The sequence below is a fragment of the Pedococcus sp. 2YAF34 genome, assembly GCF_052114585.1.
In the GTDB taxonomy this organism is placed as follows: domain Bacteria; phylum Actinomycetota; class Actinomycetes; order Actinomycetales; family Dermatophilaceae; genus Pedococcus.
Genome location: NZ_JBFRFA010000005.1, coordinates 117,765 through 139,512 on the forward strand (window position 1 = coordinate 117,765; position 21,748 = coordinate 139,512).

General features: G+C 74.1%; 24 protein-coding genes. 8 read left to right on the forward strand and 16 right to left on the reverse strand.

Annotated features, from left to right (window positions below):
• Nucleotides 1–73: 73 nt before the first annotated feature.
• Nucleotides 74–775: an ANTAR domain-containing protein gene (locus tag AB4Z02_RS04780; protein ID WP_441969701.1), complete on the reverse strand. Its 702-nt coding sequence runs from the start codon at nt 773–775 to the stop codon at nt 74–76.
• 195 nt (nt 776–970) lie between these two features.
• Here AB4Z02_RS04780 and AB4Z02_RS04785 point away from each other — a divergent pair, with 195 nt between their 5' ends.
• Nucleotides 971–1,405 (forward strand): Ig-like domain-containing protein, encoded by a 435-nt coding sequence (locus AB4Z02_RS04785; protein ID WP_056884977.1) that lies wholly within the window; start codon nt 971–973, stop codon nt 1,403–1,405.
• Here the strand turns inward: AB4Z02_RS04785 and AB4Z02_RS04790 are convergent.
• Both AB4Z02_RS04790 and AB4Z02_RS04795 read right to left on the reverse strand, forming a co-directional pair.
• The gene (locus tag AB4Z02_RS04790; RefSeq protein ID WP_082590956.1) at nt 1,387–2,424 is read right to left on the reverse strand and encodes an FUSC family protein; all 1,038 of its coding nucleotides are present in this window, start codon (nt 2,422–2,424) and stop codon (nt 1,387–1,389) included. The two genes, AB4Z02_RS04785 and AB4Z02_RS04790, sit on opposite strands and share 19 nt — an antisense overlap.
• Entirely contained in the window at nt 2,421–2,882 is a 462-nt protein-coding gene (locus AB4Z02_RS04795) for an SRPBCC family protein (RefSeq protein ID WP_056884976.1), read from the reverse strand. Before AB4Z02_RS04795 ends, AB4Z02_RS04790 begins: the two co-directional genes overlap by 4 nt.
• A gap of 104 nt (nt 2,883–2,986) precedes the next feature.
• Here AB4Z02_RS04795 and sqr point away from each other — a divergent pair, with 104 nt between their 5' ends.
• From sqr to AB4Z02_RS04830, 7 genes are all read left to right on the forward strand, one after another.
• On the forward strand, nt 2,987–4,270 hold the full coding sequence (gene sqr / locus AB4Z02_RS04800) for a type III sulfide quinone reductase, selenoprotein subtype (protein ID WP_441969703.1): 1,284 nt from the start codon (nt 2,987–2,989) through the stop codon (nt 4,268–4,270).
• 6 nt (nt 4,271–4,276) lie between these two features.
• Nucleotides 4,277–4,591 (forward strand): TusE/DsrC/DsvC family sulfur relay protein, encoded by a 315-nt coding sequence (locus AB4Z02_RS04805; protein WP_056884975.1) that lies wholly within the window; start codon nt 4,277–4,279, stop codon nt 4,589–4,591.
• 38 nt (nt 4,592–4,629) lie between these two features.
• The gene (locus AB4Z02_RS04810) at nt 4,630–5,145 is read left to right on the forward strand and encodes a DsrE/DsrF/DrsH-like family protein (protein WP_441969706.1); all 516 of its coding nucleotides are present in this window, start codon (nt 4,630–4,632) and stop codon (nt 5,143–5,145) included.
• Between the two features lie 11 nt (nt 5,146–5,156).
• Nucleotides 5,157–5,804: a hypothetical protein gene (locus tag AB4Z02_RS04815; protein ID WP_441969708.1), complete on the forward strand. Its 648-nt coding sequence runs from the start codon at nt 5,157–5,159 to the stop codon at nt 5,802–5,804.
• Nucleotides 5,780–7,471, forward strand: a complete 1,692-nt coding sequence (locus AB4Z02_RS04820; protein ID WP_441969710.1) for an FAD-dependent monooxygenase — start codon at nt 5,780–5,782, stop codon at nt 7,469–7,471. The genes AB4Z02_RS04815 and AB4Z02_RS04820 overlap by 25 nt, the downstream gene beginning before the upstream one ends.
• Nucleotides 7,472–7,559: 88 nt before the next feature.
• A complete protein-coding gene (locus AB4Z02_RS04825; RefSeq protein WP_441969712.1) occupies nt 7,560–7,886 on the forward strand; it encodes a hypothetical protein in 327 nt (108 codons plus the stop codon).
• Nucleotides 7,865–9,043, forward strand: a complete 1,179-nt coding sequence (locus tag AB4Z02_RS04830) for a DUF2157 domain-containing protein (RefSeq protein ID WP_441969714.1) — start codon at nt 7,865–7,867, stop codon at nt 9,041–9,043. Before AB4Z02_RS04825 ends, AB4Z02_RS04830 begins: the two co-directional genes overlap by 22 nt.
• Before the next feature lie 46 nt (nt 9,044–9,089).
• On the opposite strand, the gene AB4Z02_RS04835 is transcribed toward AB4Z02_RS04830, so the two are convergent.
• The 13 genes from AB4Z02_RS04835 to AB4Z02_RS04895 all read right to left on the reverse strand — a co-directional run.
• Entirely contained in the window at nt 9,090–9,731 is a 642-nt protein-coding gene (locus tag AB4Z02_RS04835) for a GyrI-like domain-containing protein (protein ID WP_441969716.1), read from the reverse strand.
• A 76-nt stretch (nt 9,732–9,807) separates the two neighbouring features.
• Nucleotides 9,808–10,038, reverse strand: a complete 231-nt coding sequence (locus AB4Z02_RS04840) for an acyl carrier protein (protein ID WP_056884970.1) — start codon at nt 10,036–10,038, stop codon at nt 9,808–9,810.
• Nucleotides 10,039–10,058: 20 nt separating this feature from the next.
• Nucleotides 10,059–11,432, reverse strand: a complete 1,374-nt coding sequence (locus AB4Z02_RS04845) for a 2-oxo acid dehydrogenase subunit E2 (protein ID WP_441969719.1) — start codon at nt 11,430–11,432, stop codon at nt 10,059–10,061.
• On the reverse strand, nt 11,425–12,477 hold the full coding sequence (locus AB4Z02_RS04850; RefSeq protein WP_441969721.1) for an alpha-ketoacid dehydrogenase subunit beta: 1,053 nt from the start codon (nt 12,475–12,477) through the stop codon (nt 11,425–11,427). Before AB4Z02_RS04850 ends, AB4Z02_RS04845 begins: the two co-directional genes overlap by 8 nt.
• Entirely contained in the window at nt 12,474–13,532 is a 1,059-nt protein-coding gene (pdhA, locus tag AB4Z02_RS04855) for a pyruvate dehydrogenase (acetyl-transferring) E1 component subunit alpha (protein WP_200949320.1), read from the reverse strand. Before pdhA ends, AB4Z02_RS04850 begins: the two co-directional genes overlap by 4 nt.
• Nucleotides 13,529–15,364, reverse strand: coding sequence for an acetate--CoA ligase (gene acsA, locus AB4Z02_RS04860; protein ID WP_441969723.1), 1,836 nt, complete (start codon nt 15,362–15,364; stop codon nt 13,529–13,531). The genes pdhA and acsA overlap by 4 nt, the downstream gene beginning before the upstream one ends.
• A 54-nt stretch (nt 15,365–15,418) precedes the next feature.
• Nucleotides 15,419–16,063 carry a V-type ATP synthase subunit D gene (locus AB4Z02_RS04865; RefSeq protein ID WP_441969725.1) on the reverse strand — a complete coding sequence of 215 codons (645 nt, stop codon included), beginning with the start codon at nt 16,061–16,063 and terminating at the stop codon, nt 15,419–15,421.
• The gene (locus tag AB4Z02_RS04870; protein WP_441969727.1) at nt 16,060–17,469 is read right to left on the reverse strand and encodes a V-type ATP synthase subunit B; all 1,410 of its coding nucleotides are present in this window, start codon (nt 17,467–17,469) and stop codon (nt 16,060–16,062) included. Before AB4Z02_RS04870 ends, AB4Z02_RS04865 begins: the two co-directional genes overlap by 4 nt.
• Complete coding sequence (locus AB4Z02_RS04875; RefSeq protein WP_441969729.1) at nt 17,466–19,199, reverse strand: V-type ATP synthase subunit A; 1,734 nt, start codon at nt 19,197–19,199, stop codon at nt 17,466–17,468. Before AB4Z02_RS04875 ends, AB4Z02_RS04870 begins: the two co-directional genes overlap by 4 nt.
• Nucleotides 19,184–19,729, reverse strand: a complete 546-nt coding sequence (locus tag AB4Z02_RS04880) for a hypothetical protein (protein ID WP_056884966.1) — start codon at nt 19,727–19,729, stop codon at nt 19,184–19,186. Before AB4Z02_RS04880 ends, AB4Z02_RS04875 begins: the two co-directional genes overlap by 16 nt.
• Complete coding sequence (locus AB4Z02_RS04885) at nt 19,726–19,971, reverse strand: hypothetical protein (protein WP_056884965.1); 246 nt, start codon at nt 19,969–19,971, stop codon at nt 19,726–19,728. The genes AB4Z02_RS04880 and AB4Z02_RS04885 overlap by 4 nt, the downstream gene beginning before the upstream one ends.
• On the reverse strand, nt 19,968–20,420 hold the full coding sequence (locus AB4Z02_RS04890) for an ATP synthase subunit C (protein WP_056884964.1): 453 nt from the start codon (nt 20,418–20,420) through the stop codon (nt 19,968–19,970). The genes AB4Z02_RS04885 and AB4Z02_RS04890 overlap by 4 nt, the downstream gene beginning before the upstream one ends.
• Nucleotides 20,414–21,748: V-type ATPase 116kDa subunit family protein (locus AB4Z02_RS04895; protein WP_441969732.1), on the reverse strand; the 1,335-nt coding region annotated here is incomplete at its 5' end. The genes AB4Z02_RS04890 and AB4Z02_RS04895, both read right to left, overlap by 7 nt.

Here is a 21,748-nt window from a genome sequence, read left to right on the forward strand (position 1 = left end):
CGAGGACACTAGACCCGGGCGGGGACGGTGGACCCGGCCCAGGACAGTGGACCCGACGCAGGACAGCGGGCCGTCAGCGCACGCCCTGGCCCACCGTCGACTCCACGAGCCCGGCCGCCAGCTCCCGCAGCTTCTTGTTCCGGTTCTGGGACGCCTTCGAGAGGATCGCGAACGCCTCGTCGGCGCTGCAGTGGTGCGTCGACATGAGGATCCCCAGCGCCATGTCGATCACCTTGCGCGACTCCAGGGCCCGCTTGAGGTTCTCCGCCTGGGCCATCGCCTCGGCGTGGGCGTCGGCGTTCATGACGGCCACGGCGACGTGGGCGGCCACCGCCTCCGCTGCCGCCACCGACTCGTCGGTGAACGAGCCGGCGCTGCTGGAGTAGACGTTGAGGCCGCCGATCGTCGAGCCCTGGAACGGCAGCGGCGCCGACATCGAGCTGTGCAGGCCGAGCTCGCCGACCACCCGCGGGGTGTAGCCCGGCCAGCGCGTCTCGGTGGCCAGGTCGTTGGCGACCAGCATGAGGCCGGTCCGCCCCGCGTCCATGCACGGGCCGTGCCCGGTGGCGTACTGCAGCTCGTCGGCCTCGTAGGCCAGCCGGCCGGCATACGCCGCGGTCCAGGCCCGGTCACCGCGCATCAGGGTGATCGAGGTCTGCTCGGCCCCCGGGAGCGCGTCCCGGGCGATCTGCACGACCTCCGTGAGCACATCGTCGAGCCCACGGTTCACCAGCACCACCCGTGCCAGGGCGGAGTACACCTCTGCCGTCGTCACCTGATCACCTCCGGTCGACCGCGGCACCGGCGGCGCCACTCGTGGGTCACCGGCTCCCTACCCACGGGCCGCCCCGTCCATGCGGCCAGGACCCGCCCTGCCCACGAGAGGACCCCACCGCCGCAGGTCACCGCCCGTGGAAGCTCATGCAGATGACGGAAGTGCGCCGGCGCCGGCGCTCCTAACCTCGGGGCCATGCGAACCCACGCAATCCGCACCCTTGCCGCGCTCGCCGTCACCCTGACCGCCACCACCGGTACCGTCGTCCTCGCCGCCCCCGCCGGGGCCGCCACGGGCTACAGGGTGGAGGTCACCTGCTCGGTGCCGAAGAGGCAGCCGGAGCGACAGCTCGCCCCCGACTCCTGCCTCAACTACGTGCCCGACGGGACGCAGACCTACACCGCCAAGGTCCGCAAGGCCGACGGCAGCGCGGCCGCCGGGGTGACGGTCAAGTGGACGGACAACGCCACCAGTGCGCACTTCCGCCTGAGGCAGAACCCGTGCACCACCAACAGCAGCGGCGTCTGCTCGGCCGAGCTGGTCGTGAAGAACCCGAAGAAGGGCCAGAAGGTCACGGTCACCGCGACGGTCGGCGGCGCGTCGGACAACGGCTACCTGACGTTCGGCTGACCGCTCCCACCCGGGGAGGCTGCAGCGGCCCGGCGTCCGTAGCCATGGACGGTGGCGAGGACCACGACACCGACCAGGCTGCCCACCACCGTCTCCACCCCTCGGTCGAGGACGAGGCCGGCCGCCGGGACGTGGCGCGCGGTCTGGCCCATGAGCAGGGCCAGCGGCGTGATGAACAGCAGCGCCAGCCCGTAGTTGCGACCCACCAGCAGCTCGGTGACGAACTGCAGCACCGCGACGAGCAGCACCAGCGCGACGCCCCGCAGGTCGAGGGCGAGCAGCGCCGCGCTCGGCAGCAGCCCGAGCAGCGTGCCCACGACACGGTGCACAGCCCGTCCGAGCTGGCCCGTCACCCCGCGGACCCCCAGCGGCGCCACGGCCGAGACCATGGCCCAGTACGGGTGGCCGATGCCCAGCGCGACCGCGGCACCGCCCGCCACCACGACCGCGACGGCGTCACGCACGGGCAGCCACGACCAGCTCCACGCCAGGGGAAGGGGCGGCGGTTTCGGGCGGCGGCTCCTGGCCGAGAAGAGTCCCCCGACGGCACCCACCACGAGGGCGAACACCGCTGAGGCAGCGGTCACGAGCAGTGCCGGCACGACGTCACGAAGGACGTGCGGCGCGGACGAGCACCCGCCGAACGCGAAGACGAGGAACAGGCACCCCGGTGGGTGCCAGTCCTGGGCACGGGCCAGGTGCGACCCGGCGAAGGCCACCAGGCCCGCAACCGGCACGGCCCACGACGACGGAGACGGCAGGGAGCCCACGAGCACACCCGTCACCGCCGCGACCGTGAGGGCGGCACCCGCCGTGGCCTGCATGGTCGCTCGCGACAGGTGCCGGTGGTTGCGGCCGTAGAGGGAGGTGAAGGCACCGAACGCGGCGTACGCCGACCACTCCGGACGACCCGCCAGCGTCACCGCGGCGAGTGGCACGAAGACCGACACCGCCGCCCGGGCGGCGACCCGGTGCGCCCCCTGGTGCGGGCGCAGGTGCAGCAGGTCGAGCCTGGTCACCGGCCGTTCCCCGCGCCGGCGGCCGACTCGAGCAGGGCCTTCAACCGGGCGAGGTCCTTGGTGGTGGCACGACGCATCGCCCGCTCCAGCGCCGGTGCGGCCACACGGGCGAAGCCCGAGGGCACCCCCCGGTTGCGCAGCGTCATCCGGGTCCGGCCCTCCCCCGTCACGTCCCAGGAGTACGTGGTCTCCATCGGGAACGGGCCGTCGGCGGTCCGCATGACGAGCCTGCGACCGGGCTCGAGCTCGACCACCTCGTAGGTGTAGGCAAGACGCCGACCGAGGAAGTGCGCGACGAAGGACATCCTGGAGCCGAGGGTGAGTGGTGGCGGGGTCTCCCACTCGACGGACCGGATGTTGGCATACCACTCGGGCGCCCTGCCGGGGTCCCCCGCGAAGTCGGCAACCACCGAGAGCGGTCGCGCGATCGTGCACTCCACCTCGACATCGACTCCCATGACTCCATGGTCCCTCACCCGGAGCCGGCGGGACGTAGTGCCCTGTGGCCGGCGACCGGGCGCTCATAGCGTCGGGAGCAGGACGACACGAAGGAGTGGTGGACATGCGACGGCTGCTGGTGCTCGGAGGCGGCACGGCGGGGACGATGGTGGTGAACCGGTTGCGGCGCGCACTGCCGCGGTCCGAGTGGGAGATCACCGTCGTGGACCGCGACGACGACCACCGCTACCAGCCCGGCTACCTGTTCCTCCCCTTCGGGACCTACACGCCGGACCAGGTCACCCGGAAGCGGCACACCTTCATCGCGGACGGCGTCGACCTGGTCCTCGCAGAGGTGGAACGCGTCGACGCCGACACCAACGAGGTCCTCCTGACCGACGGGCGCAGCCTCGGCTACGACTACCTCGTCATCGCCACCGGGACCGTGCCGCGCCCGGACCAGACCCCGGGCATGCTCGGCAGCCAGTGGCGGCGCAGCATCTTCGACTTCTACTCCTACGACGGCGCGGTGGCGCTGGCCACGGCCCTGCGCTCCTTCGACCACGGGCGGCTCGTCGTCCACGTCACCGAGATGCCGGTCAAGTGCCCCGTCGCCCCATTGGAGTTCACCTTCCTCGCCGACGCCTGGCTGCGTGACCGGGGGCTGCGAGACCGGGTGGAGCTCGTGTTCGTCACCCCCCTGTCGGGGGCGTTCACCCAGCCCATCGCCTCCGACCAGCTCGGCGCCATGCTCGAGGAGCGCAAGATCCTGCTCGAGCCGGACTTCATGGTCGAGCGCATCGACGACGAGCAGAAGCTCCTCGTGTCCTACGACGAGCGCGAGGTGCCCTTCGACCTGCTGGTCACGGTCCCGCTCAACATGGGCTCGGAGGTCGTCGCGCGCTCGGGCCTGGGCGACGAGCTCAACTACGTGCCCGTCGACAAGCACACGCTGCAGTCCACGGCCCACGACAACGTCTTCGCGATCGGTGACGCCTCCGACATCCCCGCCTCCAAGGCCGGTTCGGTCGCGCACTTCTCGGTCGAGGTCTTCGTCGACAACTTCCTGCAGCTGGTCCACGGCCGGCCGATGACGGGGTCCTTCGACGGGCACGCCAACTGCTTCGTCGAGACCGGTGACGGCAAGGGCCTGCTCATCGACTTCAACTACGACACCCAGCCGCTGCCCGGCAGGTACCCGCTGCCCGTGGTCGGGCCGCTGAGCCTGCTCAAGGAGACCCGCGCCAACCACCTGGGGAAGCTGGCGTTCCGCTGGGTCTACTGGAACGTCCTGCTGCCCGGTCGACCTCTGCCCCTCCCGGCCCTGATGTCCATGGCGGGCAAGGTCGTTCCCGCCGAGGGCTCCCCCACCCAGGGCTCACCCACCCCGTCACGAGAAGAGGACTGAGAGACCATGCCCGTCACCACCATCGACAGCCGTCCGGTGCACGTCGACCAGGAAGGCTTCCTCACCGACCCGGGTGAGTGGGACGAGGACCTCGCCACCGCCCTCGCCGCCCAGATCGGTATCTCGCTCGGCGAGGCGCACTGGAAGGCGATCCGCTTCCTGCGCGAGGACTTCGCCGCCCGCGGCGAGACCCCGACCCTGCGCCGCGTCACCGTCGCCGGCGGCATACCCACCAAGGAGCTGTTCACGCTCTTCCCCCAGAAGCCCGCCAAGAAGCTCGCCTACGTCGCCGGCCTGCCCAAGCCCCACGGCTGCGTCTAGGCCCACCGCCCCGTTCCCCGAACCCAGGAGGAGTCCTGATGACCACCACCGACACCGCACCCGCCATCGTGCCGAGCTTCGACACCCCGTCGAGCCAGGGGCGCAAGCTCGCCATCATCTGCTCCAAGGGCAGCCTCGACATGGCCTACCCCGGGCTCATCCTGGCCAACGCGGCGCTCGGCGAGGGCGTGGAGACCCACATGTTCTTCACCTTCTGGGGCTTCGACATCATCAACAAGCAGACGATGCACGACCTGAAGTTCACGCCCCTCGGCAACCCTGCGACCCACATGCCGCAAGGCCTCGGCGGCATCCCCGGCATCACCCACATGGCGACGTCGAAGCTGAAGAAGTCGATCGCGGAGCTCGACGTGCCCGAGGTGCCGGAGTTCCTCGAGCAGATCGTGGCCTCCGGCGGGCACCTGTGGGCGTGCCGCATGTCGGCGGACATGAACCACCTGACCGAGGACGACCTGTACGACGAGGTGGAGGCCATCATCAGCGCCAGCGACTTCATCGAGAAGACCGAGGGCGCCCAGCTCCTGTTCATCTGAACGGCGCGGTCGTGGACGGACAGCTGGTGCCTGCTGCGTCACCGGGCCGTGACGCCCCGCCGTCCGGGCCCGCGGACCCGGCTCCCCTGCCGCTGCGCGTCGCCGCGGTCGCCGTGGCCCGGTGCGCCGGCCGGACCGCGGTGCTGCTGGCTCGCCGGGAGGTGCACCTGCCGCGCGGGAACGTGGGGCTGCGCCTGCGTTTCGGCGACGGCAGCACCGGAAGGGTCTACCGCGAGACCGTGGTCGCCCACCCACCCCGCACGCAACGGTGCGTGCTCGTGGTGTCGTTCCGGTTGCGCGGGGTGAGGGGCATGGGCCACCGTGCCTTCGAGGTCGAGAGCCTGCTCAACACCCCGCTGTTCGTGGGGTTCCCCGGGTTCGTCTCCAAGCTGTGGCTCGCGGCGGACGAGCGGGGCGTGTACCGGGGCCTGTACGACTGGGACGACCCCGACCTCGCCGAGGCGTATGCGCGCGCCCTGTGGTGGGTGCTCGCACTCGTCAGCCACCGGGCGTCGATCCACCACCGCGTGGTCCCCGGCAGCAGCAGGGTCGAAGCGTTCGCCGCGGCGGAGCGGCCGGACCCGACTGCTGCACAGCGTCTGTCGGACGACGAGGTCATGGAGGAGGACGGCTGGTGGCGGGTCACCGAGGTCTCCTGAGCGACGTCGACGTCCTCGTGGTCGGGGCCGGGCCGACAGGCCTGGTCACTGCACTGCAGGCCCACGACCACGGCGCCTCGGTGCGGGTGGTCGAGCGCCGGCCACGCGCCTTCCGGCCGTCGCGCGCCATGGTCGTGCACCCCCGGACGCTGGAGGCCCTGCGTCCACTGGGCGTCACGGAGGCGCTGCTCGACCGCACGGACGGCGACCCGCGGGCCGAGCTGCACCTCGGGCGCCGCACCCTCTCCGTGCGCCTCTCCGACCTCGGGCTGCCGGACAGCCCGTTCCCCCACCCTGCCCTGGTGCGCCAGGCGGACGTCGAGGACGTGCTGGCGCAGGCGCTGGAGCGGCGCGGCGTCGCCGTCGAGCGCGGTACCGAGCTCGTCACCCACCACGCCGACGAGGACGGGGCGCAGGTGCGCCTGCGCCGTGACGGCCCGGACGAGCAGGCGCGCTGCCGCTTCCTCGTGGGGTGTGACGGCTCGACGAGCACCGTCCGCCGTGGCGCCCGCGTCGAGTTCGCCGGGGCAGGGCACGCCGAGGAGGTCGTGCTGGCCGACGTCGACCTGGCGACCACGCTCACCTCGGACCGCCTGCACGTCACCGTCGGGCGGCACGGCCTCGCCTTCCTCTTCCCGCTCGGTGAGAACGGGGCGCCCTGGCGGCTCCTGGCCACCCGCCCCGCACGCGCCGGCGGCGAACCGCCCACGCGGGTGGAGGACGACGAGCTGGATCGACTGGTGGCGGGCGCGGGACTACCGGCCGTGGTGACGAGGTGCGCCTGGTCGTCGGTCGTGCCGTTGCAGCACCGGGTCGCGTCGACGTTCCGCGAGGGGCCGGTCTTCCTCGCGGGCGACGCCGCCCACACCAGCTCCCCGGCAGCCGCGCAGGGCATGAACACCGGCCTGGTCGACGGCCTCAACCTCGGGTGGAAGCTCGCCCTGGCGGCCGGCCACGACGCGGCCGAGCCGCTACTCGCCTCCTACGGCGACGAGCGCCGCCCCGTCGCCCGGCAGGTGGTGGCGCTGACCAGGCTCGTGCTCTTCGCCGAGGCGTCGACCTCGCCGGTGGCGGAGCTCGGCCGCGCCCACTTCGCTACCGGGCTCGTGCCGCTGCTGCCCCACCTGCTCGGGCGGCGCCGGCTCTCCGCCACCGTCGCCGCGGTCCTGTCCCAGCGCTGGGTCCGCTACCGGCACAGCGTCCTGTCCCTCGACGACACCCCGTACGCCGCCGGGCCACGCCCCGGGGACCGCCTTCCCGACCGCGAGGTCCTCGTCGACGGACGGACGCGGAGCCTGCACGAGCTCACCGCCCGGCCCGGCATCCACGTGCTGCTCGACCGCGACGCCTCCGCACCCTCCCGCACGGGGCAGCACGTGGTCCTCCACCGCCTCGACGACGCACCGGGCTGCGGCGTGGTGGCGGTCCGGCCCGACGGACACGTGGGCTACCGGTCGGCTCGCGGCGACCTGACCGGGCTGGACCGGTGGCTCGACCTCGTCAACGGGCTGGACCGCACCACTACACGCACCCGCAGCGATGCCCGTGCCGTGGCCCGCACCCGTGCTCCCGGGACCAACGACCCTCCCGCCCGGGCGTCTCACCGGATGGACTGGACCTCGAGGGGTCACGATGGGCACAGGCCCGGATCGAGTCAACGACCATGACGACCAGCAGTGTCGATGCCGAAGGTGGCCGAGTCCAAGGCCACCCGCGTGGAGATCCACTGAGCGACCGCAGGATCGGGACGACAGGATGAAGAAGCACTCGCAGCCCGACGCCCGACTCCGGGCGCGTCGCCTTGCCACCCGGAAGGACGACGGCCTGGACAGCGCCCCGCTGCGTGAGCTGCTGCAGCGGCTCATGGCCACCGAGGAGGCCCTTGCCACACTGGGCTCGGACGCCCCCGACGTCCTCGCCGAGACCGCCCCCGGCCCGGCCCTGGACGACACCACGGAGATGATCCGGCGCCAGCAGGGCGCCCTGGTGCGGGAGCTGCGCCGTCGCCGGGCCGCCTCGCGGCTGCTGGGCGGTGACTCGCGGCGCGCGCCCTCGGCGGCGTGGCCGCCACCGCCATGGTGACGACCGCCGGGCCGACCGGCGCCGTCAGCCTCGACGCCCACGTCCGGCGCTGGGTCGAACGCGGCCTCATCACCCCCGAGCAGGGGCGTCGCATCCTGGCCGAGGAGCACGGCGAGACCGCTGCCGCAGCGGTCGCGACCGGGCCGACCGTGTCCGAGCCGGGCCCGGCGGCCGCGGTGGCCACACCTGCCCCCGGCCTGCCGGTGACCGTTCCCACCACGCCGTCCGGCAGCCTCGTGACGGAGGCCCTCGGCTACGTCGGAGGCATCCTCATCCTCATCGCGGCCATGGTCATCGGGGGCCTGTACTTCGACGACCTCGGACGGGTGGGCCGCCTCGCCGTCACCCTCACGGCCACGACGGCCCTGGTGGTGGCGGGCTTCCTCGTGCCCGTCGCGGCCGACCGTCCTGCGACCGGCCGGCTGCGCTCGGTCCTGTGGGTGCTGGCCGTCATGGGCACCGGGCTCTTCACGGGGCTGCTGGCGGACCAGACGTTCCACCTGGCGGGCGAGGAGGTGGCCTTCGTGACGTCGGCGGCGACCACCCTCGGGGCCGCCGAGCTCTGGCGTCGCCACCGCTGGCTGCCGCAGCAGGCCGCGGTACTGGTCGGCCTCGCGGTCGCCCTCGGCTCGGGGACCGCTGCCTTCCTCGGCGACGGCGGCTCGGACGCGTCCGGCCTTGCCATCTGGGGACTCGGCGGGGTGTGGCTGATGCTGGGATGGGGCCGGCACCTGCGGCCGCGCTACGGCACCGACCTGCTGGGTGGCATCACGCTGTCGGTGGGCTCCGAGATCACCATGGAGCACGACTGGGGCTCGGTGCTCGCGGTGGCCTCGGCGGTGCTGCTGGTCCTCGCGGGGGTGCGCCTGCGCAGCCTGGTCCTGCTCGCAGTCGGTTCGCTGGCGACGCTCGGCGTCGTGCCGGGGGTCATGCAGCGCTACTTCCCGGACACCGTCGCAGCCCCCCTCGCCCTGCTCGCCGTCGGCATCGTGCTGGTGCTCGCGGCGCGGGCGACCACCAAGGGGTGGGGCCGGCATCGGGGTACGGGTGTGGTGGCCAGACGTGAACCTGCACCGTTGCCGGGCCTGGGCGTGCCGACGATCGCCGGTTTCGCCGTTGTCGTGGCTGTTGCCGTCGCGCTCCTCGCCGTGACCTGAGGGGCGTCAGGCACTCGGAGCCGCGTCGCTCAGGGAGCCGCGTTGCTCAGGCCGGCTCGACCGGCTGGCGCAGGATGGTGCGGAGCCGTTGCGGCGCAGCGCGCCTGGGGTCGCCGAGGTAGATCTCGTGGTGCCGCCCCCGCGGCCGCAGCCCGGCGTCCGCGATCGCCGTGTGGAGCCGCGCCAGGGACGGGGCCTCCTCGGCGTACGGACCCACGTGCAGCAGCTGCGCACACCGGCCCTCCGTCCACGTGCGGAGCTCGATCCGGTCCAGCGCGGTGAGGTTCTTGCCGCGTGCCTGGGCGACGGCCTCGGCGACGACGACGGCGTCGATCGGGTCGCCCTGCACGATCATCGCCTCCCAACGCCACTCGCCGCGGTCGGTGTCGGCCATCGTCGCGCCGCCGCGGGCCACCTCCTCCACGATGCCCTGCTGTCGTTCACCCTCCACCCACCACAGCGCCTCCAGCGGCATCACCGCAGGCGCCTCGCCGAACGCCCTGCGCGACAGGAAGTGCGCGCCCCAGCTCACCGCGTACAGCGCCTGGATGGCAGCTGCGAAGTCGAAGCCCTCGGGGGCGCCCTGCCCCGGCACCACGAGGTAGGACAGCTCCGGCACGTCGACGAGCTCCACCCTGCCGCGGCGGGGCTTGTACAGCGCGGACAGGGGCTGCGTGGCGACGGTCATCCACCCAGCGTGGGACGCCCCCGTTCGCGGGACAGGGGGCGAAGGTCCCGGGGACGAGGACGGGCGTCCGGGTGGCTCAGGAGCGGCCGGCCGATCCGCGGACGAGGAACGACGTGGCCGAGTCAGCGGTCCGCAGCTCGTCGGCGTCGTCGTCCTCGATCCGGAAGCCTGCGCGCTTGCTGAGCCGGTCGACCAGCTCGACGAAGTCGAGGGAGTCGAGCTCGAGCTCCTGGCGCAGGTCCGCTGAGCCACCCAGCTCCGCGAGCGAGGCGTCGGGCACGATCTCCCGCAGCGTCGTCTCGAGCATGCTGCGGGCCTCTTGTGGGGTCATAGCTCCTCCGGTCTCTGTAGCAACGCGTCGATGGCCCTGAGCAGCCTCGCCCCGGTGGCCCCGTCGCTCGCGCGGTGGTCGCCGGCCAAGGTGGCCGTGACGAGCGGGCGCACCCCGATGAGCCCGTCGACCGCCCACGGGCGCTCGACCGGGGTCCCGAACCCCACGAGGGCCACCTGCGGCGGGTAGATCACGCCCTGGACGCTCTCGACCCCCTGCTCCCCCAGGTTGGACACCGTGATGCTGGGCTCGGCCAGCTCGGAGGCGCGCAGCCGTCCACTGCGCGCCCGGCGGGTCAGGTCGCGGACCCTGGCCATCGTCTCCAGGACCGACACCGAGTCGGCCTCGGCGATGGCCGGCACGAGCAGGCCCCCGCCGCGCAGCGACACGATGAACCCGAGTCGCACCTGCGCGGCGGGCACGAAGCCGCCGTCGACCCAGTGCCCGTTCAGCTGCGGCACCTGACGGGCGGCGCGCGCGGTGGCCGCCAGCATCAGCGCTGCGGGGACGAGGCGGTCGGCGACCTCCAGCTCGCGGTTGCGCTCGTGCATCCACTGCAGGGCGGCGTGGAGGTCGATGGTGGTGCTGAGGTAGTAGTGCGGGACCTCGCGGTTCGACCGGCTCATCAGCGCCGCGATGGCGGTCCGCATGTCCTGCGGCGCAGCGTGTTCCGCGCGGGGCGGGGTTGTGGCGGGCGGTTCGACCGGGCGACCGTCCCGGCCGGCGGCGGCCGCGTCCCTGACGTCGGCGGCGCGGATGCTCTCCCCTGGCCCCGATCCCGCGAGCGTGGCGAGGTCGACCCCCTGCTCCGCAGCCAGCCGGCGCGCCAGCGGGGAGACGCGAAGCCTGCCGGCTCGCCCGGTGGGTGCCGCCGCAGGTACCCGGCCACGGCCCCGGGGACGTCCCACGTGCCGGTCGAGCGGGTGCCGGTCCACCGCGTGTACGGCGACCGCGTGCTCGACGTCCTGGCGGGTGACCGCTCCGTCGGGGCCCGTGCCGGTGAGCTGGTCCAGGTCGACGCCGAGCTCCCTGGCACGGTGGCGCAGGACCGGGGAGGGAGGGTGGACGGCGGGCACGGCGACGACGGGCGGCGTTGCGGCCACAGCAGGCACGGCCTCGACGGGCGCGGCGCCGTGACCGTCCGCGATTACCGCGAGCGGGGCCCCCACCGGGACCGTCTGGCCCTCCTCGACGAGCAGCTGCTGCACCGTGCCGTCGTCGAAGGTCTCCACCTCGACCGCGGACTTGGGCGTCTCGACCACGGCCACGATGTCGCCGCGGTGGACGGCGTCACCGGCCTTGACGAGCCACTCGAGCAGGATGCCCTCGTCCATGTCGGCGCCGAGCGAGGGCATGCGGAACTCAGCCATCCTCACCCACCGCCCGTCGTGCCGCCGCCACGATCCCGGGCACCTGGGGCAGGGTCGCCTCCTCCAGGTGCTGGGCGTAGGGCACCGGGACCTCGACCGCGCCCACCCGTTCGACGGGTGCGTCGAGCTCGAAGAACGCCTGCTCGGCCACGCGGGCGCTGACCTCGCCGGCGAGGCTGCCGGTGCGCCAGGCCTCGTCGACGACGACGAGCCGGTGGGTGCGGGCGACGGACTCCATGATGGTCGCGTCGTCCAGCGGCCGGAGCACCCGCAGGTCGACGACCTCGGCGCTGATCCCTTGTGCTGCAAGGGACTCCGCAGCCGTCAGCGCCTTGCCGAGGGTGCCGCCGAAGGCGACGAGCGTGACGTCGGTGCCGCTGCGCCGTACGGCTGCACGCTCGATGTCCACGGGTCCGGGGTCCGCCGGGAGGTGGCCGGAGAGGTTGTAGAGGGAGCCGTGCTCGAAGATGACGACGGGGTCGGGGTCCTGCAGCGCGGGCCACAGCATGCCGCGGGCGTCCTCGAGGGTCGCGGGGGCGAGCACGCGAAGGCCGGGGATGTGCGCGTACCAGCCCTCGAGGCTGTGGGAGTGCTGAGCAGCGAGCTGCCGGCCGGCGCCGGTCGTCATGCGGATGACCAGCGGCACCGACAGCTGCCCTCCGGACATGTGGCGCAGCGTGGCTGCGTTGTTGAGGACCTGGTCGAGCGCCAGCAGGCTGAAGTTGACCGTCATGATCTCGACGACCGGACGCATGCCCCGCATCGCGGCGCCGATCCCCGCCCCGGTGAACGCGGCCTCGGACAGGGGCGTGTCGCGCACCCGGTCCTCGCCGAACTCCTCGAGCAGCCCGAGGCTCACCGCGAATGCCCCGCCGTAGCGGCCGACGTCCTCGCCCATGAGGAACACGCGCGGGTCGCGACGCATCGCCTCGCGGTGCGCCTCCCTCAGGGCCTCGCGGTACGTGGTGGCCGTGGCCGTCGGCGCAGGTGGGGCCGATGCCTTGCGGCCGCGGCGGTGGGTCGCGGTGGCCGTCCGCGGGCTCATGACGCGCTCCCCTCGCCGGGCCCGGTGCTGGTGAGGTGGCGCGTGAGGTCCTCGACGGGCTCGAGAGGCGCCGCGTCGGCGGCAGCGACCGCCGCGGCGATCTCCTGGCCGATCTCCCGCTCCCACTGCTCGACGTCGGCGGTGGTCACCTGACCCCGCTGCACGAGCTGCTCGGTCAGCGCAGGGATCGGGTCGGACCGCTTCCACTGCTCGATCTCGGCCGGGTCGCGGTAGCGGTCGGGGTCGTACATCGAGTGGGCGCGGAAGCGGTAGGTCCGCAGCTCCAGGAAGCACGGCTGCCCGCTGTCACGGACGTAGGCGAGGGCCTTGGTCGTCGCCTCCCGCACCTGGGTGACGTCCATGCCGTCGACCGCCCACGAGACCATGCCGTACGACGCGGCGCGCGCGGCGAGGTCGGTCTGCGCGTGCTCGCGGGCCAGCGACGTCCCCATGGCGTAGCGGTTGTTCTCGCAGCAGAACAGCACGGGGAGGTGCCACAGGGCAGCCAGGTTCGCGCTCTCGTGCCACTCCCCCTCGGCGAACGCCCCGTCGCCGAACAGGCACGCCGTCACGGCAGGGCTGCCGGTCAGGTGGTCGGCCAGCGCCAGGCCGACCGCGACCGGCAGGCCCCCCGCCACGATCGCGTTGCCCCCGTAGAACCGGCGGCCGGCGTCGAACAGGTGCATCGAGCCGCCGCGTCCGCCGCTGCAGCCGGTGGACCTCCCGAACATCTCCGCCATGATCGCCGTCATCGGCACCCCACGCGCCAGGGCGTGCCCGTGCTCGCGGTAGGTCGACACGACCGCGTCCTCGGCTGCCAGCGCGCCCACGACCCCGACGGCGACTGCCTCCTCGCCGATGCACAGATGGAGGAAGCCGCGGATCTTGGTGGCGCTGTAGAGCTCTGCGCACTTCTCCTCGAACCGCCGGATGCGCAGCATCGCCCGCAGCAGGCCGGCGGGCGTGTCCGCGCCGCTCGTCCCGGTCGCCTGCTCGGTGGTGTCCGCGGCCGCACGCTCGGTCGCGGTCCCGCTCCTCTGCTCGGTCGCGGTCATGGCTGTCCTTCCACCGTCGAGAGGTCGCCCTCGGGCAGCCCGAGCTCGCGGGCCTTGAGCAGCCGCCGCATCACCTTGCCGCTGCGGGTGTGAGGCAGTGCCGGGTCGAAGGCGATCTCCCGCGGGGCCACGGACCCGAGCCGGTGCCGCCCGAACGTGATGAGCTCGCGCTGCAGCGCCGGCGTCGCCTCGTACCCCGCCCGGAGCGTGACGAAGGCCTTGACGATCTCGCCGGCGAGCGGGTCGGGCTTGCCGATCACGCCGACCTCCGCGACGGCGGGGTGCTCCATCAGGGCGCTCTCCACCTCGAAGGGGCCGATGAGGTGGCCGGCGGACTTGATGACGTCGTCCGCCCGCCCGACGAACCAGCCATAGCCGTCGGCGTCGAAGCGGGCCAGGTCGCCGCTGAGGTACCAGCCGTCGGCGAAGCAGGCGCCGTAGCGGTCGGGGTCGTCGAGGTAGGCCCGGAACATCGAGGGCCACCCCGGTCGCAGCGCCAGCTCCCCCACCGCGTCGGGCTCGGTGAGGACTCGAACGTGCCCGTCGACCACCGCGGCCCGGCCGTCCGGCCCGCGCTCGAGGACGACTGCGGTGATGCCCGGCACCGGCCGCCCCATGGACCCGGGGCGGATCGCCATGCCGGGGTAGTTGCTCACCATGATCGCGCCGGTCTCGGTCTGCCACCACGTGTCGTGCACCGGCAGCCCGAACGCCTCCACGCCCCACACGACGGCCTCGGGGTTGAGCGGCTCACCGACGCTGACCACGTGCCGCAGTGCCGGGAAGGTGTACTCGTGGGCCATCTGGGACCCGACCCGCATGAGCATCCGCAGCGCGGTCGGCGCCGTGTAGAAGACGGTGACCCGCTCGTCCTGCAGGGTGCGGTACCAGCGCCGGGCGTCGAAGTCGGCCGAGTCCGTGACCACCGTGACCCCGCGGCACAGCGGCCCGATGATGCCGTACGACGTGCCCGTCACCCACCCGGGGTCGGCGGTGCACCAGTAGACGTCCCCCGGCCGCAGGTCCAGGGCGTACATCGCGGTCACGTGGTGCGCCACCACGGCCTCGTGGACGTGCACCGCCGCCTTCGGCTTCCCCGTGGTGCCGCTGGTGAAGTGCAGCAGGGCCGCCTGGTCCGGACGGGTCTGGGCGATCCTGAAGCCGTCGCGGTCCAGCGCCGCGGTGGCCGACTCCACCATCGCCGCCCACGAGCCGGTGTCCTCGGGGCGCGCGCCGGATGCAGCGTCCGCGTCGTCGTCGGCCGGCGCCGCGGCGCCGTCGACGAGGAGCACCGTCTCCAGGTGCGGGAGGCGGTCGCGGAACTGGGCGACCTTGCGCTCGTACGAGATCCGGTCCGTGACCAGGACCCGGACCTTCCCCAGGGACAGCCGCTCGAACACCGGCTCCGGGCCGAAGGCCGGGAAGAGCGGGCAGTAGACGGCGCCGGCCTTGAGCGTGCCGAGGACGGTCAGGTACAGCTCGGGCGAGCGCTGCAACAACGTGCACACGCGGTCGCCCGGGTCCACCCCGAGCGCCTGCAGGCCCACGGCCACGGCGTCGCTCGCCCGCCGGAGCTCGGCGTAGGTCAGCTCGGTGACCAGCTGCCCGCGGTCGAGGAACCGCAGGGCGACCACGTCCCGCAGCGGTCCGGTGGCGTGCCGGTCCACCGCCTCGTGGGCCATGTTGAGGCCGCCTCCGGGCAGCCCGGCGAGCAGGCCCCGAGCCTGCTCCCAGCTGAACGTGCGACAGCGTTCCTCGTAGTCGCCGACGAGCGGTTCGAGCAGCGGGACGTGCCGGATCTCGCGGTCGGTGCGGGTCGAGGTGTCCGCCATGAGCCCACGATGCACCGGCGCCCGAGAGGCCAGCAGGGACCAAAGGCACGCTCCCTAGGGCCGGCCGCCCCGGGGCCGACCTCCCTCGCCACCTGCCGCCCCGCCGTGCCGCAGCCGGATGCCGTCCTCGAGCTCGCCCTGCTCCAGCACCAGCTCGAGGTCGCGCAGGGCCCCGGTGAGCTCGGGCAACCACCGCTGGTCCAGCACGCGCAGCCGGCGCCGGGTGAGGGTGATCTCGGCATCGAGGCGGCGCACCGCCTCCTCGGTGACGGCGAGCGCGGCCCCGGCCTCCACCATCCGCCAGGCCGCGGTGGTCGCGGGCGCGAGGGCGGCGTTGGACCACAGGCGCTCGAGCTGCGGGCCGGCGCGGGTCAGGCTCGCCTCGACGGGGTACGTCACGCCCATCGAGCTCGCCCACGCGACGGTGACACGCACCTGCTGGGCACTGCGCGCCAGCTCGAGCGCGTCCTCCCCGCCGAGCAGGGCCGCCCGGCGCAGCCAGGTCGCGGCGTCCTCGCACGCCCCCGACCAGTCGTGGCGCTGCTGGTCCAGCACCGCCACCAGCTGCCGCCGCTCCGGCAGCAGGATGCGCAGCCGGCGGTCCATCTGCTCACGGCCGCGCCGCGCGGTCTGCAGCCGACGCCGCAGCCAGACGCGCCCCGCCCGCCCGGGTGGGACCGAACGGTGGCCCGTGGTCACGGCCCCACCCCGTAGCGGTCGAGCAGGTCCGATGGCAGCATGGCCAGCTCGCGGCGCGGAAGCGTGCCGACGACCTGCCAGCACCGCCGCAGGGTCTCGTCGAGGGTGCGCCGCTCGGTCCGGGCCTGGTGCACGAGGTCGCGCTCGAGGTGGTCCTCGAGCTGGAGGTAGAGCCGGTCGGTGGCGCTCAGGCCCTCGGTGCCGACGAGCTCCGCCAGCTCGGCCACGTCGCGCGCCCGGGCCAGGGCGGCGAGCAGCTGCGCCGCGACCTCCACGTGTCCCTCGCGGGTGTGCCCCGCCCCGGCGCCGTTGCGCATCAGCCGCGACAACGACCCCAGCGGGTCGACGGGAGGGTAGACGCCGCGCGAGTGGGCCTCGCGGCTGAGGACCACCTGCCCCTCGGTGATGTACCCGGTGAGGTCGGGCACGGGGTGGGTGATGTCGCCCGCGGGCATGGTCAGGACCGGCACGACCGTCACCGAGCCGGGTGTCCCCTCGATGCGCCCGCAGCGTTCGTAGAGGCTGGCGAGGTCGCTGTAGAGGTAGCCGGGGTAGGCGCGCCGGCCCGGCAGCTCGCCGCGCGCGGAGGACACCTCGCGCAGCGCCTCGGCGTAGCTGGTCATGTCGGCCAGCACGACGAGGACGTGCCGGCCTAGCTCGAACGCCAGGTGCTCGGCCACGGTCAGGGCGATGCGGGGCGTCAGGATGCGCTCGATCACCGGGTCGTCGGCGGTGTTGAGCATGAGCACCAGCTCGCCGGCGTCGAGGCGCTCCTCGAGCACGTCGCGCACCGCGTCGGCGTCGGCGTGGGTCAGCCCCATGCCGGCGAACACCACCGAGAAGGGGTCGTCGCCGGCGGTGGACTGGGCGGCGATCTGCGCGGCGAGCTCCAGGTGGGGCAGGCCGGCGGCGGAGAAGACCGGGAGCTTCTGGCCGCGGACCAGCGTGGTGAGGGCGTCGATGACGGAGATGCCGGTGAGGACGGGCTCGGCCGGTGAGACCCGGCGGGTGGGGTTGAGCGGGGCCCCGGCGACCGCGGCGGTGCTGGTGCCGGTGATGGGCGGGCCGCCGTCGACGGGCTCGCCGCGGCCGTTGCACACCCGGCCCAGCCAGCCCGGGCCGACAGGCACCCGCAGCGGGCTCCCGGTGAACACCACGCCCGTCGTCTCGGGCACCAGCCCGTCGGTGCCCTCGAGGACCTGCACGACGGCGACGTCCCGGTCGACCTCGAGCACGACCCCGTGGCGGTCACCGCGCTGCGTCCCGTCGGTGCGCACCCGGACCTGCGCGAACTCGTCCCACCCGGTGCCCTGCACCGCCGAGAGGACCAGCAGCGGGCCGTGCACCGCCACGACGCCGTGGTGCTCGACGCGGAGCAGGGCCGGGCCGCGGGGGCGCGGGCTCACCGCAGCATCCCCAGGCGCTCGAGCATGACCTGCTGGCGCTCCACGACCGGACCGCTCTCGTCCGGGGGGCACTCCTGCGCCGCCCGCAGCACCGGGGAGAAGTCGACCTCCTCCACCTCGGACGCAGTCACCCCCTGCGCCACCAGGTCCTGGCACTCGTCGACGACCGCGAGCACCAGGTCGACCAGGGCGGCCGTCTTGGCTGCCGAGCAGTGGATGTCGTGCGGCGACAGCGCGCTCTGCTGCAGGACCCCCTCACGCAGGAGGCGGCCGGCCAGCAGCGCGACGCGCTCGGCGCCCGGCAGGGCGTTGACGCCGACGAGGGCGGCCAGCGCGCCGAGCCGGTCAGCCTCGGCGAGGAGCCCGACCACCCGCCCGCGCCGCACCGCCCACTCCGGGTCGCCGTGGCGGGTGTACCAGGCGCCCACCGCCTCCGCCTCGCGCGAGAAGCTGCCGGACCAGGCGACCGCCGGGTAGTGGCGCGCGTACGCGAGGTCGCGGTCCAGGCCCCACACCGCCCGGACGAACCGCTCGGTGTGGGCGGTCACGGGCTCGGTGAGGTCTCCACCGGCCGGGGAGACCGCGCCGATGATCGTGACCGACGCCGCGTCCCCACCGAGGGTCTCCACCCGACCGGCCCGCTCGTAGAAGGCCGCGAGCGCCGACGGGAGCTCGGCCGGGTACCCCTCCTCGGCGGGGAGGGCACCGGAGCGGGACGCGAACTCGCGCAGCGCCTCGGCCCACCGCGACGTCGAGTCGGCGATGACCACGACCTCGTACCCCATGTCGCGGAAGTACTCGGCGACGGTGACCCCGCTGTAGATGCTTGCTTCGCGCGCCATCATGGGCATGTTGGAGGTGTTGGCGATGATGACGGTGCGCTCGGCCAGCCGCCGGCCGGTCGCGGGGTCGGTGAGCTCGCGGAGCTCGGCCAGCACGTCGGCCATCTCGTTGCCGCGCTCGCCGCAGCCGACGTAGACGATGACCTCGGCGGTGCACCACTTCGCGATCTGCTGCAGCAGCATCGTCTTCCCCGTCCCGAACCCGCCGGGCACCGCCACGGTGCCGCCGCGGGCCACCGGGAACACCGCGTCGAGCACCCGCTGGCCGGTGAGCAGCGGCTCGGACGCCCCGAACCTCGCGCGGACCGGCCGCGGCCGGCGCACGGGCCAGTCCTCGACCGCCCGCACGGCTTCACCACCGACGGTCACGAGCGGCTCGGCAGCCGCCCGCACGCCGGCCGGCGCGACCCAGTCCACGGTGCCCGTCAGGCCCGGCGGCACGAGGACGCCCTGCTCCAGGGCACCGGTACCGGGCAGGGTCCCCAGCCGCGTGCCGGCAGAGACCTGCGCACCCACCGCCACCCCCGGCTCCCACTGAACCCGGGCGGTGCCGGCCGCGGGCCTGCCCGCATCGGCCGTCAGCCAGGTGGAGGCGCCGAGCAGCGGGCGCAGCAGGCCGTCGAAGACGCCACCGAGGAGGTGCGGCCCCAGCCGCGCCGACAGCGGCCGGCCCAGGGCGCGCGCGGGCTCACCCACCGCGAGGCCGCCGGTGTACTCGTAGGCCTGGACGGTGGCCACCGAGCCGCGCAGCGCGACGACCTCGCCCGGCACCCCGAGGCCGCCGAGGGCGACGAGCTCGGACATGGCCACCTCCGAGAGCCCGTCGACCTCGACCAGCGGACCACTGACCCGCGACACCCTCGCGCCGGTGCTCAGGAGGTCGTCCACAGCGCCTCCAGGTCCAGCCCGTCGACGGCCCGGCGGGCGAGGACGTCGACCGAGGCGTCGAGCACCCGGCCGTCCGCGGCCACGGCCTGCAGACCACCGTCTGCCGTGACCCGCACCTGCGCCGGCCCTCCGAGCGCGTCCCGCAGGACGGCCTCGAGCCGGTCCCGGTTGCCCGGCCGGTCGAGCAGGTCCCGGACGGCCTGACCTGCCGCCTCGCGCACCTGCGCGTGCAGGGCCGCCTGTGCCTGCAGGAGCGTGGTGCGTCCCCGGCGTCGCGCCGCGGCGAGGTCGGCCGCCACCAAGTCGGCACCCTCGGCGCGCCCCTGCTCGGCGGCGGCAAGGACCGTGGCGTCGATCCTGCGACGCACCTCGGCCACCGACGTCGTGCCCTCGTGCTCGGCCGTCCACACCAGCTCCGCGGCCTCGTGCGTCGCGCGACGCAGGAGCGCACCCACGAGGGGCTCGAGCGCGGACGCCGCCGGGTCGAGGGCCGGGTCTGGAGCAGGGCGCGAGCGGGTCACCGCGGTCATGGCGGCACCACCACGGTGAGGGGCGCACCCGGCGCCAGTCGCGCGTCACCCAACGCCGCCGATGCCAAGGAGGTGAGCACCACCAGCCCGCTGCCCTGCAGGCGGGCCCAGCCCTCTCGCGCCTGGTCGGGTGTCTCGGCCGCGTGGACCGCCACGCCCACCAGGCGCAGGGCGCCGAGGGCCGTCTCCTCGCCCAGGGCGGCCACGTCGCGGGCGTCGCGCCCGGTCGCCGGGGTGGTCATGCCCGGCCGATGAGGATGACGGAGACGATGAGCCCGTAGATGGCGATGCCCTCGGCCAGCCCCACGATGACCATCGCCCGCCCGAACAGCTCGGGCCGTTCGCTGATCGCCGCGAGGGCCGCCGAACCCGTGTAGGCGACGGCGATGGCCGCACCGATCGAGGAGCCCGCCACCGCGATGGCCGCACCCAGAAGTGCCGACCCGTTGGCCGTCCCTGCGGAGGCCGCCGTCGTCGCGGCGGTCACCGTCGCCGTGGCGGTGCCGGGGTGCTGTGCCGCTGCCGAGGGGCCGGCGCGGGTCGCGAGCTCGACGAGCACCAGCGCGCCCACGAGCAGGACGCCGTTGGCTGCCGCGACCCACCGCAGCCGTCGGCCGCCGCGGCGCAGGAGCAGGTGCGTCGACGCGCTGACGACGGCGACGGCCGGCAGGGCGATGAGCCAGGTCAACATGGGACCTCCTGGGTGAGGGGCTCGGTCGAGAGCTCGGTGGAGGGCCCGCCGGAGGGCTCGCTCGTGGCCGGCTCGACGGGGTCGACGGGGTCGGTGGTGATCGGCACGTGCCAGGGTCGGAACGGGACGCCCTCACTGTCGAAGACGCGGGAGAACAGCTCGTAGTACTCCAGCCGCAGGGCCTGGATGGCCGCGACGAGACCCTCGAGCGCAAAGGTCACCGCGTTGCCGACCACGAAGAGCACCACCGCACCGATGACGGCGAGGCCACCGCCCGACCAGAGCCCGGTGGTGCCGTCCCACACCACGGCCCCCAGCGCCGCGTGCGTCAGCCCGAACGCCGCGAGCCGGGCGAAGCTGACGAGGTTGGAGCCCAGCCGCACGACGAGGTCGAACAGCTCCACCGCTGCCTCCGCCGCCCCGCCGGCGCCGCCCCCTGAACGCGCCAGCAGCCCCACGTACGCGGTCGTGAGCCCGGCCACCGCGAGCACCACCGCCGCGGCCACCAGGGCGCCGTACCCGAGGTAGGCGCCGGCCACGGCGGCCACCATCGCGAGGAACAGGGTCGAGCCGGCGAGCCCGGACGGGGCGTAGGCGGCGCGTCGCCACCCGCCTTCCCGATAGCGGTTGACCGTGCCCAGCGCGTACGCGCCCGCGAGCAGGACGCCACCCACCCCGACGCTCGCGGCCAGCAGCTCGACCGGGCTGGCGACCGGGTCCAGCCACAGGGTCGGCAGGACGCCGGTGGGTCCGAAGACCTCGCCGTAGAGGGCGCCGAAGACGATGCTGCACAAGCCTGCGCCGGCCAGGAAGAGCCAGACCCGGCGCCCCGCCCGCATCCACGGCCGGGGCCGCCAGCGCAGGACGAGCGCCGCGATGAGCAGCAGGAGCCCGTGGCCGGCGTCGGCGAACATCATCCCGAACATCACGACGTAGGCGAGGCCCGCCAGCAGCGAGGGGTTCACGTCGGCGTAGGGCACGGTGGCATACGTCTCGACGAGAGGGGCGAAGTCGCGGGAGGCACCGGTCTCGCCGAGCAGGGTCGGCGGCTGCAGGCCGCGCGGCCGAGCCAGTGGCACGACCGCTCCCCCGCACCTCCCTACGCGGTGAGCCAGGGCGGGTATGCGGTCGGCCGGCACCCACCCGACCAGGGCCGACACCCCACTGCGCGTGAGGGCCTGCGCCACCCGTTCCTCGACTTCCGCCTCCCCCGCCACGAGGTCGAGCCTCCCGAGCCGCTCCCAGCGGTCGAGGTCGGGTCCCTTCGGCGCCAGGGCCGGTGCCGGGCGGTCGCCGGGCTGCAGCCGCCCGAGCCGCCGGGCGGCGGC

Excerpts from the sequence above, each read along its gene's own strand:
- AB4Z02_RS04880 (WP_056884966.1), bottom strand. The coding sequence starts at position 19,729 with ATGACCGCGGTGACCCGCTCGCGCCCTGCTCCAGACCCGGCCCTCGAC.
- AB4Z02_RS04835 (WP_441969716.1), bottom strand. The coding sequence starts at position 9,731 with ATGACCGTCGCCACGCAGCCCCTGTCCGCGCTGTACAAGCCCCGCCGC.
- AB4Z02_RS04810 (WP_441969706.1), top strand. The coding sequence starts at position 4,630 with ATGACCACCACCGACACCGCACCCGCCATCGTGCCGAGCTTCGACACC.
- AB4Z02_RS04885 (WP_056884965.1), bottom strand. The coding sequence starts at position 19,971 with ATGACCACCCCGGCGACCGGGCGCGACGCCCGCGACGTGGCCGCCCTG.
- AB4Z02_RS04795 (WP_056884976.1), bottom strand. The coding sequence starts at position 2,882 with ATGGGAGTCGATGTCGAGGTGGAGTGCACGATCGCGCGACCGCTCTCG.
- AB4Z02_RS04825 (WP_441969712.1), top strand. The coding sequence starts at position 7,560 with ATGAAGAAGCACTCGCAGCCCGACGCCCGACTCCGGGCGCGTCGCCTT.
- pdhA (WP_200949320.1), bottom strand. The coding sequence starts at position 13,532 with ATGACCGCGACCGAGCAGAGGAGCGGGACCGCGACCGAGCGTGCGGCC.
- sqr (WP_441969703.1), top strand. The coding sequence starts at position 2,987 with ATGCGACGGCTGCTGGTGCTCGGAGGCGGCACGGCGGGGACGATGGTG.
- AB4Z02_RS04805 (WP_056884975.1), top strand. The coding sequence starts at position 4,277 with ATGCCCGTCACCACCATCGACAGCCGTCCGGTGCACGTCGACCAGGAA.
- AB4Z02_RS04845 (WP_441969719.1), bottom strand. The coding sequence starts at position 11,432 with ATGGCTGAGTTCCGCATGCCCTCGCTCGGCGCCGACATGGACGAGGGC.
- acsA (WP_441969723.1), bottom strand. The coding sequence starts at position 15,364 with ATGGCGGACACCTCGACCCGCACCGACCGCGAGATCCGGCACGTCCCG.
- AB4Z02_RS04785 (WP_056884977.1), top strand. The coding sequence starts at position 971 with ATGCGAACCCACGCAATCCGCACCCTTGCCGCGCTCGCCGTCACCCTG.
- AB4Z02_RS04890 (WP_056884964.1), bottom strand. The coding sequence starts at position 20,420 with ATGTTGACCTGGCTCATCGCCCTGCCGGCCGTCGCCGTCGTCAGCGCG.
- AB4Z02_RS04850 (WP_441969721.1), bottom strand. The coding sequence starts at position 12,477 with ATGAGCCCGCGGACGGCCACCGCGACCCACCGCCGCGGCCGCAAGGCA.
- AB4Z02_RS04840 (WP_056884970.1), bottom strand. The coding sequence starts at position 10,038 with ATGCTCGAGACGACGCTGCGGGAGATCGTGCCCGACGCCTCGCTCGCG.